At 67.2% G+C, this 13,495-nt stretch carries 14 protein-coding genes; 9 read left to right on the forward strand and 5 right to left on the reverse strand.

Features of this window, described 5'->3' with window-relative positions; all coding sequences use genetic code 11:
* The 4 genes from C6A82_RS24590 to C6A82_RS24605 are packed head-to-tail and all read left to right on the forward strand — an operon-like array spanning nt 1 to nt 4,122.
* Entirely contained in the window at nt 1–654 is a 654-nt protein-coding gene (locus C6A82_RS24590) for a DUF4129 domain-containing protein (protein ID WP_105345412.1), read from the forward strand.
* Nucleotides 651–1,793, forward strand: coding sequence for a DUF4350 domain-containing protein (locus C6A82_RS24595; RefSeq protein WP_105345411.1), 1,143 nt, complete (start codon nt 651–653; stop codon nt 1,791–1,793). Before C6A82_RS24590 ends, C6A82_RS24595 begins: the two co-directional genes overlap by 4 nt.
* Complete coding sequence (locus C6A82_RS24600; RefSeq protein WP_396836665.1) at nt 1,790–2,800, forward strand: AAA family ATPase; 1,011 nt, start codon at nt 1,790–1,792, stop codon at nt 2,798–2,800. Before C6A82_RS24595 ends, C6A82_RS24600 begins: the two co-directional genes overlap by 4 nt.
* A complete protein-coding gene (locus tag C6A82_RS24605; RefSeq protein WP_311101522.1) occupies nt 2,800–4,122 on the forward strand; it encodes a DUF58 domain-containing protein in 1,323 nt (440 codons plus the stop codon). Before C6A82_RS24600 ends, C6A82_RS24605 begins: the two co-directional genes overlap by 1 nt.
* Nucleotides 4,123–4,179: 57 nt before the next feature.
* Here the strand turns inward: C6A82_RS24605 and C6A82_RS24610 are convergent, their stop codons facing one another.
* Nucleotides 4,180–5,172, reverse strand: a complete 993-nt coding sequence (locus C6A82_RS24610) for a stage II sporulation protein M (RefSeq protein WP_105348293.1) — start codon at nt 5,170–5,172, stop codon at nt 4,180–4,182.
* A gap of 28 nt (nt 5,173–5,200) precedes the next feature.
* On the opposite strand from C6A82_RS24610, the gene C6A82_RS24615 reads away from it, so the two are divergent.
* On the forward strand, nt 5,201–6,055 hold the full coding sequence (locus C6A82_RS24615; protein ID WP_105348294.1) for an RDD family protein: 855 nt from the start codon (nt 5,201–5,203) through the stop codon (nt 6,053–6,055).
* 71 nt (nt 6,056–6,126) lie between these two features.
* On the opposite strand, the gene C6A82_RS24620 is transcribed toward C6A82_RS24615, so the two are convergent.
* A complete protein-coding gene (locus tag C6A82_RS24620; RefSeq protein WP_105348296.1) occupies nt 6,127–7,467 on the reverse strand; it encodes a carotenoid oxygenase family protein in 1,341 nt (446 codons plus the stop codon).
* Between the two features lie 77 nt (nt 7,468–7,544).
* Between C6A82_RS24620 and C6A82_RS24625 the strand changes: the two genes are divergently transcribed.
* The 3 genes from C6A82_RS24625 to C6A82_RS24635 all read left to right on the forward strand — a co-directional run bounded on the left by C6A82_RS24625 (nt 7,545) and on the right by C6A82_RS24635 (nt 9,918).
* A complete protein-coding gene (locus C6A82_RS24625; protein ID WP_105348355.1) occupies nt 7,545–8,075 on the forward strand; it encodes a PadR family transcriptional regulator in 531 nt (176 codons plus the stop codon).
* A gap of 186 nt (nt 8,076–8,261) precedes the next feature.
* Entirely contained in the window at nt 8,262–8,987 is a 726-nt protein-coding gene (locus C6A82_RS24630) for a PadR family transcriptional regulator (protein ID WP_105348298.1), read from the forward strand.
* Between the two features lie 49 nt (nt 8,988–9,036).
* Nucleotides 9,037–9,918, forward strand: a complete 882-nt coding sequence (locus C6A82_RS24635) for an oxidoreductase (RefSeq protein ID WP_105348300.1) — start codon at nt 9,037–9,039, stop codon at nt 9,916–9,918.
* Nucleotides 9,919–9,969: 51 nt separating this feature from the next.
* Here the strand turns inward: C6A82_RS24635 and glpK are convergent, their stop codons facing one another.
* On the reverse strand, nt 9,970–11,487 hold the full coding sequence (glpK, locus tag C6A82_RS24640) for a glycerol kinase GlpK (RefSeq protein ID WP_105348302.1): 1,518 nt from the start codon (nt 11,485–11,487) through the stop codon (nt 9,970–9,972).
* A 36-nt stretch (nt 11,488–11,523) separates the two neighbouring features.
* On the opposite strand from glpK, the gene C6A82_RS24645 reads away from it, so the two are divergent.
* Nucleotides 11,524–12,297, forward strand: a complete 774-nt coding sequence (locus tag C6A82_RS24645) for a class I SAM-dependent methyltransferase (protein ID WP_105348303.1) — start codon at nt 11,524–11,526, stop codon at nt 12,295–12,297.
* Here the strand turns inward: C6A82_RS24645 and C6A82_RS24650 are convergent.
* Both C6A82_RS24650 and C6A82_RS24655 read right to left on the reverse strand, forming a co-directional pair.
* Entirely contained in the window at nt 12,285–12,626 is a 342-nt protein-coding gene (locus C6A82_RS24650) for a CD225/dispanin family protein (RefSeq protein ID WP_105348305.1), read from the reverse strand. The two genes, C6A82_RS24645 and C6A82_RS24650, sit on opposite strands and share 13 nt — an antisense overlap.
* A 63-nt stretch (nt 12,627–12,689) precedes the next feature.
* Nucleotides 12,690–13,493: an MBL fold metallo-hydrolase gene (locus C6A82_RS24655; RefSeq protein ID WP_105348307.1), complete on the reverse strand. Its 804-nt coding sequence runs from the start codon at nt 13,491–13,493 to the stop codon at nt 12,690–12,692.
* Between the last annotated feature and the right edge of the window lie 2 nt (nt 13,494–13,495).

A 13,495-nucleotide genomic window follows, 5' to 3' on the forward strand; every position in this document is an offset into this window, starting at 1 on the left:
GTGCCCGCCCTCGACATCGACCGGGATGCCGCGCACGACGCGGCCCAGCGTGAGCTCGCCAAGCCGATCTACCCCAAAGCATCTCTGACCGAACGCTTTACCGACTGGCTCCAGGACCTGCTCTACCGCATCGCCAAGGAGGGGTCGCAACTTCCTGGCGGCTGGTTCACGATCTCCGTGCTGCTCATCATCCTCGCGGTGGCGATCGTTGTCGCCGTGCGGATAGCGCGCCGAACCATGCGAACCAACCGCGGCGGCGAACGCGCGTTGTTCGATTCGCACGAGCTGACGGCCGCGCAGCACCGCGCCATCGCCGAGCAGTATGCGACGCAGGGTAACTGGACAGCGGCGATCCGCCATCGCCTCAGAGCGGTCGCCCGCCAGCTGGAAGAAGACCGCGTGCTCGACGCGGTTCCCGGCAGAACGGCGACCGAACTCGCCACTGACGCAGGCGTCGCGGCACCTGAGCTTGTCGGCGAATTATCACGCGCCGCAATCGCTTTCAACGACGTCACCTATGGTGAGCGCCCCGGCACGGAGGCCGCGTACCGCATGATCGCCGACCTGGACGGCCATCTGCGGTCACGCGGTCCGGCGAAGCCCGCCGCGTCCGCGGCACCCGCACCGGCTGAGGGCTGGACATCGGTGCGATGACCAGCACTGCGACCGCAGTCGAGCCCACAGTCAGACAGCGCTGGCGTACGGGCCGCTGGGTGGTACTTGCGATTGTCGTCATCGGCGTCGTCGGCACGGTCAGCACGCTCCTGACGGCACCCCGGCCGGGCGGCCGAATGGACCCCGCCGCAACCTCTTCCGAGGGCGCCCACGCCCTCGTCAGCATGCTTCGCGACCGTGGCGTCGACGTTGTGGTCGCCGAGGACATCGCCGCTGTCGAACGCGCGGCGAGGCCCGATTCGTTGGTGCTGACGGTACAGACCCGAGATCTTGTCGACGACGATGTGCTGCACCGGCTGGCCGCGGTGCCCGGCGACCGTCTGGTGATGGAACCGATATCGCGGACAAGGGAGATCCTCGCGCCGGGAGTGCGTCGATCGGCGGGGGGAACGCAGGGCGGCCCTCCCGACTGCGATCTGCGGGAAGCCGAGCGCGCAGGCGACGTGCGATTCGGCGCCAGCGACACTTTCGAGGCGGTGGACGATGCGCCGGTGACGAAGTGCTACGAGGGCGCGGTAGTCCGTTACAGCAGCGCCGGCCGCACCGTCACGGTCGTGGGCAGCGCCGACTTCATGGCCAACGCAGGTCTGCTCAAAGAGGGTAACGCGGCATTGGCGATGAACCTCGCCGGAACACAGCCGCGGCTCATCTGGTACGCACCACAACATCCCGAGGGCGACTCTTCGGGCGCAGCAACGCTTTCCGACCTCATCCCGCCCAACGTCAAGTGGATGGTCGTGCAGCTGTGCCTCGTCGTGCTGCTCCTCGCCGTATGGAAGGGCCGGCGCCTTGGCCCTCTTGTCGCCGAGCATCTGCCTGTGGTGGTGCGCGCGTCGGAGACCGTCGAGGGCCGCGGACGGCTCTACCGGTCACAGCGCGCGAGCGACCGTGCCGCCGATGCGCTTCGGACCGCCACGCTCCAGCGGCTCGTGCCACGCCTCGGTCTCGGCCCCAATGCCGACGACGCCGCGGTCGTCGCTGCCGTCGCGCAGCGATGCGGCCGTGATGCAGGCGCGGTGGGACACCTACTGTTCGGACCGCCGCCCGCAGGCGACAACGACCTGGTAAACCTTGCCAACGCACTCGACGACATCGAAAGGCAGGTCGCACAGTCGTGACTCAGCCCGTAGCCCACCCTCAAGCCACCGACCCGAACGACGGAGCCGCAACGACGGCGACGCCGGAGTCAGCGCGTAACGCATTGCTCGCGCTGCGCAACGAGATCGCCAAGGTGGTCGTCGGTCAGGACGCCGTCGTCAGTGGCCTGGTCATCGCGCTGCTGTGCCGCGGCCACGTGCTGCTCGAAGGCGTGCCTGGCGTCGCCAAGACGCTGCTCGTTCGAACGCTCTCTGCGGCACTGCAGTTGGAGTTCAAGCGCGTGCAGTTCACTCCCGACCTGATGCCCGGTGACGTCACGGGCTCGTTGGTGTACGACGCCCGCACCGCCGAGTTCGAGTTCCATCCCGGTCCCGTGTTCACCAACCTGATGCTCGCCGACGAGATAAACCGAACACCGCCGAAGACGCAGGCGGCGCTGCTCGAGGCGATGGAGGAACGCCAGGTCAGCGTCGAGGGCGAAGCGCGCCCGCTGCCCGATCCTTTCATCGTCGCCGCCACCCAGAACCCGATCGAATACGAAGGCACCTATCAGCTGCCGGAGGCGCAGTTGGACCGGTTTCTTCTGAAGCTCAATGTGCCGCTGCCCCCGCGGGATCAGGAGATCGCAATCCTCGACCGGCATGCGCGCGGCTTCGACCCGCGCGACCTCTCCGCGGTGCAGCCGGTTGCCGGCGCGGCCGAGTTGGCCGCGGGGCGTGCCGCGGTTCGCGGAGTTCTGGTCGCCGACGAGGTGCTCGGTTACATCGTCGACATCGTCGGAGCGACAAGGCATTCCCCGTCGCTGCAGCTCGGCGTGTCACCACGCGGCGCGACGGCCCTGCTCGCGACCGCCCGGTCGTGGGCGTGGTTGTCCGGCCGCAACTACGTAACACCCGACGACGTGAAGGCGATGGCGCGCCCGACGCTGCGGCACCGGGTTGCGCTGCGGCCGGAAGCCGAATTGGAGGGCGCCAGCCCCGACGGCGTGCTCGACGGCATTCTGGCTGCCGTGCCGGTGCCGCGATAGTGGTCGTCACCGGCCGTGCCGGCCTGGTGGCAGTGCTCTGCTTGCTGCCGATCGTGCTATCGCCCTGGCCCGCAGCGGCGTTCGTCGTTTTGCTCGCTCTTCTGGCGTTGGGGTTGGCGGCCGACATCGCGCTTGCCGCAAGTACGCGTCGCCTGTCGTTCGTCCGGTTCGGGGATACCGCAGCGCGGCTGGGGCAGCCGGTCGCCGCGGGATTGGCGATCGAGAACGTCGGGAGGCGCCGTTTCCGCGGCGAGATGCGCGACGCGTGGCCGCCGAGCGGCCGGGCGCAACCCCGTACCCACGCGGTGAAACTGGCTCCCGGCCAACGGAGCACCGTCGAGACCTGGCTGCGGCCCGTGCGCAGGGGTGATCAGCGGTCAGCGTTGATCACCGCCCGTGCGATCGGACCGCTCGGGCTCGCGGGCAGGCAGAGCTCACACCGCGTGCCGTGGCAGATCCGCATCCTTCCGCCGTTCCTCTCCCGTAAGCATCTGCCCTCGCGGCTGGCGAAGCTTCGCGAGCTGGACGGGGCGGTTCCGGTGCTTATCCGCGGCCAGGGAACGGAATTCGACTCGCTGCGTGAATACGTCATCGGTGACGACGTGCGGTCCATCGACTGGCGCGCCACGGCTCGCCGCGCCGATGTCGTGGTGCGCACCTGGCGCCCTGAACGCGATCGCCGGGTGGTGATCGTGCTGGACACCGGGCGCACGTCGGCGGGCCGTGTCGGCGTCGATCCCACGCGGGCCGATCCTGGCGGGTGGCCGCGGCTGGACTGGTCGATGGACGCTGCCCTGCTGTTGGCGGCGCTGGCATCCCGGGCCGGCGACCACGTCGACTTCCTCGCCCACGACCGGGTCAGCCGCGCAGGCGTGTTCAACGCCAACCGGACCGAACTGCTCGCGCAGCTTGTCAACGCGATGGCACCGCTGGAGCCCGCCCTCGTCGAGTCGGACGCCACCGCGATCGTGGCTGCCGTGCAGCGCCGGGTCCGGCGGCGTGCGTTGGTGGTGCTGATGACGGACCTGAACGCGTCGGCCCTCGACGAAGGTTTGATGGCGGTGTTGCCGCAGCTGTCGGCCAGACATCAGGTGCTGCTGGCCGCGGTCGCCGATCCCCGGGTCGATCGCCTGGCCGCAGGCCGGGCCGATGCGGCGCAGGTGTACGACGCGGCGGCCGCCGAGCGGGCCCGCAACGACCGGCGCACGATCGCGTCGCGGCTGCGCCGCCACGGGGTCGACGTCGTCGACGCGCCTCCCGAGGAGTTGGCGCCCGCGCTCGCCGACCACTATCTGGCGATGAAGGCAGGCGGCAGGCTTTAGTCGCACGACGATCGAGCGGCGAGGGACGAGCCGCGTTGAGAAGTGCGACCCGACATTTTAGCCGGTCGGGACCACGTCCGGTGCGTCGTCGATGTCACCGGTCTCACCCGCCGCAACGGCCTTGCGGCCGAAGTGGATCACGTAATAAAGGAAGACGATTTCGGCGGCCACGCCGATCGCGATGCGCATGACGGTCGGCAGCGGCGACGGCGTGACGAGCGCTTCGATCAGGCCGGAGACGAGCAACACGGCGACCAGTCCGACAGCCACGGACACCACCGCCCTGCCCTTCTCGGCGAGCGCCTGACCGCGCGGGCGATTGCCGGGCGAGATCGCCGTCCAGCCGAGCTGCATGCCCACTGCGCCGGCAAGGAAGACGGCGGTCATCTCGAGCAGCCCGTGCGGCGTGAGGAGGCCGAGCAATATGTCGCCCTTCCCTGCGTCGAACATCAGGCCGCCTATGAGCCCGAGGTTGGCGGCGTTCTGAAAGAGGATGTAGGGGATGGGGATTCCGAGCAGCAATGCGAACGCGATGCACTGCGCCGCCACCAGCGAGTTGTTCGTCCATACCTGCAGCGCGAACGAGGCCGCGGGGTTCTCGCTGTAATAGTCGGCGACCTCGTGGTTGACCAGATGCTCGATCTCGGCGGGTGTTCCGATGGTCGCCTGCACGCCCGGATTGCCCGCCACCCACATCGCAATGACGACCGTGACGGTCAAGAACACCACCGCGGTCGCCACCCACCACCGCCACGACCGGTATGCGGCGACCGGGAAAGACACCGTCCAGAACCGGATGAACTCGCTCCACAGCGATGCGTGCGCGCTGGTGACGGCCGATCTGGCCCGCGCCACCAGCGACGACAATCGGCCCACCAGAACCGAATCGCTCGACGCCGTTCGCACCATCGACAGATGAGTCGACACCCGCTGGTAGAGCTCGACCAACTCGTCGACCTCGGCGCCGGTCAGCCTGCGACGCCGCTTGACCAGCTCCTCGAGCCGATTCCAGGTCGGTCGATGGGCGAGCACGAACGCATCGACATCCACCCCGCGAATCCTAGTAGCGTTGATCTCCATGGTCGGGCAGGCGGAACAGGTGGTGACGGGCGACGCCGTCGTCCTCGACGTGCAGATCGCGCAGCTACCGGTGCGGGCGCTGTCGGCCCTCATCGACGTCGCGGTGATCTTCGTCGCCTACCTCGCGGGCGTCATGCTGTGGGCGATCACTCTCAGCGAGTTCGATCCCGCCCTGTCGGCCGCTGTGCTGATCATCTTCACCGTGCTGACGATCATCGGCTATCCGGTGATCTTCGAGTCCGCAACCCGCGGCAGGACGCTCGGCAAGATGGCGCTCGGGCTGCGGGTGGTCTCCGACGACGGCGGCCCGGAGCGGTTCCGGCAGGCGCTGTTTCGCGCGCTGGCATCGTTCATCGAGATCTGGATGTTCTTCGGTGGCCCCGCGGTGATCTGCAGTTTGCTGTCGCCGAAGGGCAAGCGTCTCGGGGATGTGTTCGCAGGCACCGTGGTGATCAGCGAGCGCGGGCCAAAGCTCCCGCCACCCCCGGTGATGCCGCCGTCGCTGGCGTGGTGGGCGTCGTCGCTGCAATTGTCGGGCCTCGGTCCTGAGCAGGCCCAGTTGGCGCGCCAGTTCCTTTCTCGAGCCCCGCAATTGCACCCTCAGACGCGAGACCAGATGGCCTATCGCATTGCGAGCGACGTCGTCGCACGCATCTCACCGCCGCCACCTCCCGGTGTTCCACCGCAGTACATGCTCGCAGCGGTTCTGGCCGAGCGGCACCGCCGCGAGTTGGAGCGGCTGAGGCCCGCGCCCGGGCAACCGCCGTCGCCGCCGGGCCCGCCGATGTATCGGCCGGCGCCGACGGTGCCGCCCGCAGCACCGCACGATGGCGGCTTCGCCCCACCGGGCTAGCGGTAACACCCGCCGATCAGCATCAACCCGCGGCGCTGGCGATCGCGGCGAGGGCCGAGCATTCCGCCTGACTAGCCGCTGATCCAGTTGCCATGGAAGCCGTGTGGAACACGCTGCGGCAGTTTGATTCTCGCCACCGGATCAGCGGAGAAGTCCGACGCGTCGATAATCACCAGATCGCTGCCGTCGCGAGCCGGGTCGTACACGTAACCCAGGTACCAACCGCTGCTTTCATCCGCGGGCCCTGTCGTCGACGGCACGAACACCGCCTCACCGGGCTGACCGGGCGACTGCTTACTACCCAGCGCGTGCTCGACCGAGACGCCGGTGTCGAGGTCGTACCGGAGCAGGCTGCCGTCACCAACCGACACCGCATAACGGGCCCGCAGCCCCGCCAGCCGGTCGTCGATGCGTGGGAACTCCACCGCACGGTCGTCGAGCTGACGTTCGGCGACCCGCCCGGTCTTCAGGTCGACGGTCCAGCTCCACAACACTCCGTCGGTCTCGAACCCGCTGGTACCCCGCCACAGCTCTCGATACCGGACCGCCTGTAGCACAACGGAATCACCGTCGTCGTAGGCATTGGCGACGTGGAACACGTAACACGGGTCGATGTCGAACCAGCGCACCTCGCCGTATGGGTCGTCCCGGGGTAGCACACCGAACCTGGCCCCGTAGTCGTCGTCCCAGCGGAAAGGCATGTCGCGACCTGCCGATTTCATGATCTCGACGTCAAAGACGACCGGCAGGTCCATGAAGACGACGTGGCCTGCGGTCATCGCGAAGTCGTGCATCATCGTCAGCGCTGGAACTTCGAGCGGCCGGTTGATCGTCAGCTCGCCGCTTGCCTCGGCGCGGTGATACGTCACGTGCGGTTCGAAGATGTTGCCGTACCCGAAGAAGTGCAACTCACCCGTCGTCGGGCAGATCTTCGGGTGGGCGGTCATCGAATCGGCGAGCTTGCCGCCGAAGTCGTAGGCGCCCACCGTCTTCAGGTCGTTGGTGATCTCGTATGGCAGCGACGACTCGACAAGCGCCAGTGTCTTGCCCGCATGGTTGATCACGTGGGTGTTGGCGACGCTGGAGTGCAGATTGCGGGTTCCGTCGGCGTTGTAGATCGGAAACTCCTTGTCGAAGCTCTCGGTGCGCACCCAGCGGTTGCGGTACCAGGCGGCGCGGCCGCCTTCGATGCGGACGCCGTGGATCATCCCGTCGCCGCTGAACCAGTGCCCGCTGGCCTGCCGCGGGTTGGGACCGTTGCGCAGATACCAGCCGTCGAGTTCGGCCGGTATCGCGCCTTCGACCGGCAGATCGAATTCGGTGAGTTCGTCGGCGATCGGCGCGAAGTTGTCGAGTTTGAAGAAGTCGCCGGTGTTGAACAGGGCCGACGTGTCCGACCTGGTTTCCGTCATGGTGGTCTCCTGTCGCTTACCGCCTCAATCTGACATTTCACTAGTGACATGTCAAGACTGGCATGTACGATTCCTCCGTGAGTCTTCGGATGGCGGCGCTCGGGCTGTTGGCCCAACAGCCCGGCAGCGGCTACGACCTGCTGAAGACTTTCGAGAGGTCGATGGCGAACGTCTGGCCGGCCACGCAGAGCCAGCTCTACGGCGAACTCAACAAACTCGCCGACAACGGGCTCATCGAGGTGACTGACATCGGACCCCGCGGCCGCAAGGAGTACCGCATCACGGCGGCCGGGCGCACCGAACTTCAGCGCTGGATGATGAGCCCCGAAGACGATCCACCTTTCCGTGACGCCTCGCTTCTGCGCGTCTTCCTGCTCGGCGAGATCGAGCCGGATCAAGCCCGCAGGCACATGGTTGCGGTCGCCGAACACGCCGACTCCGAGGTCAAGCGGCTCGAAGCGCTCAAGGACTCCATCGACTGGAAGGACGGCGTCGACCTGTTCTTCGGCGGGGCCGCACTCGAGTACGGCCTGCGCCTCGGCGCGATGGAGGCCACGTGGGCGCGGTGGGTCATCGACCAAATCGACGGACGCCGGAAAAAGCTGTAAGCAGCCGCACGCCGCTGCTCCTCCATGTGAGGTCGGTCCGACGCCGAACCGTGGTGACAGACCAAGCTCGCCTACTGCTCGCGCGAGCCCGAGCGTCTGGGCGTTGCATCACGATAGATTCCGATATATCGTTGACGTATCGGAAGCGCATTCGGCGTTTCCCGACGAACGTAAGGACTTTCCGCAATGAACGACCCATTCACCCCACCACCCGGTGGTTTCGGCTTCGGCTTCGATCCGGAGCAGCGCCGCGGCCTCCACGAACACCGTCGGCAGGCCCGGCGGGATTTCCGTGAACACGTGCGCGAACACGGCACCGGCCGGAACGGCCCGTTCGGCCCCGGCTTCCAGGCCGGCTTCGGCGGATTCGGGCCCGGCCGCGGTGGCTTCGGCTTCGACCCGCGCGGCGGCTTCGGATTCGGCGGACCGCGCGGCCGACGCGGCGGAGGCAGGCGCGGTAAGCGCGGCGACGTCCGCGCCGCCATCCTGGTTCTGCTCGCCGACCGCGCGATGCACGGCTACGAGATGATCCAAGAGATCTCCGAACGCAGCAACGGCCTCTGGCGCCCGAGCCCCGGATCCGTCTACCCGACGCTCCAGCTTCTGGTCGACGAGGGTCTCATCGCCGGAACCGAAAGCGACGGCAGCAAGCGGCTTTTCGAGCTGACCGATGAAGGCCGCGCCGCGGCCGAGAAGGTCGAGACACCGCCGTGGGAAGAGATCGCCGAAGGCTGGAAGGATCAGGCTCCCGGCCAGCTCAATCTGCACACCGCGGTCACCCAGCTGATGGGCGCGGTCGCCCAGTCGAACTTCGCCGCGACAGAGGAGCAGCAGCAGCGCGTCGCCGACATCGTCAACAATGCGCGCCGCGAGATCTACAACATCCTCGGTGAGACGGACGAGACCGAGTAGTCGCAATCGGACCGGAATAAGCCCGGCGGAAATGGTGTACGCACTAACTATGCAAACCTTTCCGCTGGGCTCCTTCCATGTCGGTCGTGTCGGATACGGCGCCATGCAGTTGCCCGGTCCGGGAGTTCTCGGGCCGCCGCGCGACCACGACGAAGCGCTGGCCGTGCTGCGCAGGGCCGTCGAATTGGGCATCAACCACATCGACACCGAGCAGTTCTACGGGCCCAACATCGCCAACGAACTCATCCGTGAGGCCCTGCACCCCTACCCTGCCGGCCTCGCTCTTGTCAGCAAGGTGGGCGCTCGCCGCGATGACGCGGGCGCATGGTTGCCCGCCCAGCAGCCCGACGAGTTGAGGGCCAGCATCGAGGAGAATCTGCGCACGCTGGGCACCGACCGGCTCGCGGCGGTCAACCTCCGCGTGCACGACGAAGCCGCCGACCCGAACGCGGCCGCAGCCGTGAACCGCGAGCTGTTCGACCGTCAGCTCGACGCCATGATCAAGGCTCGCGACGAAGGGCTGATCGGCGGCATCGGATTGTCCAGCATCGTGGCCGACGATCTGCGAATCGCGTTGGACCGCACTGAGATCGTCTGCGTGCAGAACGCATACAACCTCGTCGACCGGACTTCGCAGCCGGTACTCGACGCCTGCATCGAACACGACATCGCATTCGTTCCGTTCTTCCCGCTCGGCTCAGCGTTCACCGCCGACAATCCCGTGCTCGGACATCAGGCGGTCAAGCGTGAGGCGGAGAAACTCGGCCGCACCCCGGCGCAGATCGCGCTGGCGTGGACGTTGTCGGTCGCACCGAACGTGCTGCTGATCCCCGGCACATCGTCGGTGGCGCATCTCGAGGAGAACACCGCCGTCGCCGACATCCGACTGGACGACGACACCAAGCGTGAACTCGACGACGCCGCCGCTTAGTTGCGATTTCGGCGCGCTGACGTGCGCTCAGCGTCGATCAGCGCGCCGAAATCACTCGACGTCGACCCAGTCGAGCGTGCGTTCCACCGCTTTCTTCCAGCCGGCGTAACCGGCCTCGCGCTGGTCGTCGCTCCAGTTCGGAGTCCAGCGCTTGCCCTCCTGCCAGTTGGACCGCAGGTCGTCGGGGTTCTCCCAGAAGCCGACGGCGAGGCCCGCCGCATACGCGGCGCCGAGCGCGGTGGTTTCGGCGACCTCCGGCTTGACGACGTCGACGCCGAGGACGTCCGCCTGGATCTGCATGCAGAGGTCGTTGGCGGTGATGCCGCCGTCGACCTTCAGCACCTCCAGGTGCACCCCGGAGTCGGCCTCCATCGCGTCGACGACGTCGCGGCTCTGATAGCAGATGGCCTCCAGCGTCGCGCGCGCCACGTGGGCGTTGGTGTTGAACCGCGAGAGGCCGACGATCGCTCCGCGGGCGTCCGAACGCCAGTAGGGTGCGAACAGCCCCGAGAAGGCGGGCACGAAGTACACCCCGCCGTTATCGGAGACCTGGCGGGCCAGCGATTCGCTCTGTGCCGCGCCGCTGATGATGCCGAGCTGGTCGCGCAGCCACTGCACCGCCGAACCGGTGACTGCGATCGAACCCTCAAGTGCGTAAACGGGTTTCGCGTCGCCGAATTGGTAGCAGACCGTCGTCAGCAAGCCGTTCTCCGAGCGGACGATTTTCTCGCCGGTGTTCAGCAGCAGGAAGTTGCCGGTGCCATAGGTGTTCTTCGCCTCGCCCGAATCCAGGCACACCTGCCCGACCATCGCGGCCTGCTGGTCGCCGACGATCCCCGTCATCGGGACCTCGCCGCCGACCGGTCCACTGTCCAGGGTGATGCCGTAGGACTCGGGATACGACGACGGTTTGATCTCGGGCAACATCTGCCGCGGGATGTCGAAGAACGACAGGAGTTCGTCGTCCCAGTCGAGCGTCTCAAGATTCATCAGCATCGTCCGGCTGGCGTTGGTCACATCGGTGGCGTGCACGCCGCCGCGCGGTCCACCGGTCAGGTTCCACAGCACCCACGTGTCCGCGGTGCCGAATATCGCGTCGCCCTTCTCGGCGTCCGCGCGGACACCGTCGACGTTCTCCAGGATCCACTGCACCTTGCCGCCGGCGAAATACGTGGCGGGTGGAAGACCGGCCTTGCGCCTGATCACATCGCCGCGACCGTCGCGGTCCAGCGCCGAAGCGATGCGATCGGTCCGGGTGTCCTGCCAGACGATGGCGTTGTAGTACGGCCTACCGGTCCTGCGGTTCCACACCAGCGACGTCTCCCGCTGGTTGGTGATGCCAAGGGCGGCAAGGTCTCCGGCGGACAGCTTCGTGGTGTTCAGCGCCGACGTCAAAACCGATGCGGTGCGCTCGACGATTTCCACCGGATTATGCTCGACCCAGCCGGCCTGCGGCAGGATCTGTTCGTGTTCTAGCTGGTGGCGGCCGACCTCGGCGCCGTCGTGGTCGAAGATCATGCAGCGGGTGCTGGTGGTGCCCTGATCGATCGCCGCTACGAACTCTGCCAACTCCTGCTCCCCTTCCGACGCCGCCCGTCGTCCATCATGGACTACATGGGACACGAGATCGTCGACATTGACCGCATGCCGAGGGGCGGGCCCGACGCCTCGTGTCTGGATCGGCTGCTGCAGACCGATCGACTCGAGTATCTCGATCGCGACGACATCGATGAGAAGAAGAAGCGCAGCGTAGTCCGGGCGCTGGAGTGGACCGGTGACGTCTTCGGCAACAACGAGAAGTTCGCCAGGATCGCACTCGACGAGGTGGCAGACGTGCCCGACCCGAGAATCCTCGAGCTCGGCGCGGGCCATGGCGCGCTGTCACGCAAGCTGCTCGAGTGGCATCCCACCGCAGAGCTCACGGTCACCGACGTTGAGCAGGCGTCGGTGACGGCGATCGCGGCAGCCGACCTCGGCGAAGAGCCCCGCGCGACGGTGCGCCGGATGGACGCCACCGCGATCGACGCGCCCGACCGGCACTTCGACCTCGCGGTGTTCGTGCTGTCGTTTCACCATCTGCCACCCTCGATGGCCTCGCGGGTGATCGCCGAGGGCACCAGGGTGGCGACCAAGCTGCTGATCATCGATCTACCGCGGCTGCCATCGCTCCTGCACATCGCGCGCCTGGCGACGATGCTGCCGCTCGCGCCGTGGATTCCGTTCGCACACGACGGCGTGATCAGCTCACTGCGCACCTACAGCCCGTCGGCGCTGCGGGCGCTGGCGCAACACGCAGGCCCCTCGATCGACATCGAGTTGCGCGGCGGGCTGGCCGGCCCTCAGATCGCGGTCGCCAACCGCAGGCTTCAGTCCTTGTAGCGCTGATGGTGTCCCCAGTCGCCGCCCTGGGAGATCAGCACCATCAGGAAAATCGCGTGGAAGATGATGAACAGCAGCAGCAGGCCGCCCGCTATCCACAGCGAGAGCTGACCGAGGCGCCGCACCCGGTCCGAGGCGTACTGGGCATCGGCGAAGTTGCCTGCCGCCCACAGCGGATAGACGTTGAACGCGTGGGTAAACGCCGAGAAGGACAGCGGCCAGAAGAACAGCACGGCGGCCACCGCCCACCCGACGTTGTGCGGCGGCGGGCCCACGGGCATCGGCGCACCAGGCGCCTGCGTCGGCGTGGTGGGTTCGGATTCCGTCATCGAGAGCCTCCCTCTCGTTGATTGGCGACAACATCGCCAACGTACCGCCGTCGACGGCACCCGTCAGATGCTCACCGACGCCCCACGTTCGAGTTCGATGATGCGATCGGCGATTCCACGCTTCCTCATCTCGTCGACGAAATCGGCCAACGGCGACGCGAACACGCCGTAATCGTCGAAATGCACCGGGATCATCTTCGGCAGCTTGAGCGCCTCGACGGCATCCGCGCCCTGGTTTGCGTCCATGGTGACCGTCAGGCCGAAGGGCAGTCGCCGACCGGCAGGCAGCCGGGTGCCACCGAGATGCAACACGCCTGCGTCGATGGCGTCGAACCGCACCGGGATCTCCTTGAGTTCGTCGACCATGAGCGTGTCGCCGGAGATGTAGAGACGTCGCGTGCGGCCGTCGGACGAGGAGAATTCGAGCATGCTGCCCATCACCGGCGGCAGCATCCGATGGATCGGGGCAGGTGCATGCCTGCCGGGCAGTGCCGTCACGGTGACGACGGTGTCTCCCTTGACGATTTTGTGTGTCTGCCAGGTCGAAAGGCCGAATGCGGACGCGAAGCCGCGGTGGCCGAGCCGCTTGGCGGCGTGCGGCGTGGTGAGGACCGGTAGCTCGTGATCGAGTTCAGTGGTCGCTCGCCGGTCCCAGTGGTCGCCGTGCATATGCGACAGGACGACGGCCTCGAGCTGCGGTAGCTGGTCGATGTCGATCGCCGGCTCCCGCAGCCGCTTGGAGACCAGGCCGTAGCCGAGATAGGCGTGCTGGCCCCGGTGTAGAAAGTTGGGATCGGTGAGGAAGGTGACGCCGCCACCCGAGATCAGCGTGGTGGCGTTGCCGATGAAGGTAACGGAGATGTCCATCG

This window comes from Mycobacterium sp. ITM-2016-00318 (assembly GCF_002968285.2).
GTDB lineage: Bacteria > Actinomycetota > Actinomycetes > Mycobacteriales > Mycobacteriaceae > Mycobacterium.

What these genes read in the sequence shown, in the direction of transcription:
- C6A82_RS24595 (WP_105345411.1), top strand. Translation starts at nt 651, where the DNA reads ATGACCAGCACTGCGACCGCAGTCGAGCCCACAGTCAGACAGCGCTGG.
- C6A82_RS24650 (WP_105348305.1), bottom strand. Translation starts at nt 12,626, where the DNA reads ATGACGGAATCCGAACCCACCACGCCGACGCAGGCGCCTGGTGCGCCG.
- C6A82_RS24645 (WP_105348303.1), top strand. Translation starts at nt 11,524, where the DNA reads ATGGACTACATGGGACACGAGATCGTCGACATTGACCGCATGCCGAGG.
- C6A82_RS24615 (WP_105348294.1), top strand. Translation starts at nt 5,201, where the DNA reads ATGGTCGGGCAGGCGGAACAGGTGGTGACGGGCGACGCCGTCGTCCTC.
- C6A82_RS24635 (WP_105348300.1), top strand. Translation starts at nt 9,037, where the DNA reads ATGCAAACCTTTCCGCTGGGCTCCTTCCATGTCGGTCGTGTCGGATAC.
- C6A82_RS24630 (WP_105348298.1), top strand. Translation starts at nt 8,262, where the DNA reads ATGAACGACCCATTCACCCCACCACCCGGTGGTTTCGGCTTCGGCTTC.
- C6A82_RS24655 (WP_105348307.1), bottom strand. Translation starts at nt 13,493, where the DNA reads ATGGACATCTCCGTTACCTTCATCGGCAACGCCACCACGCTGATCTCG.
- C6A82_RS24620 (WP_105348296.1), bottom strand. Translation starts at nt 7,467, where the DNA reads ATGACGGAAACCAGGTCGGACACGTCGGCCCTGTTCAACACCGGCGAC.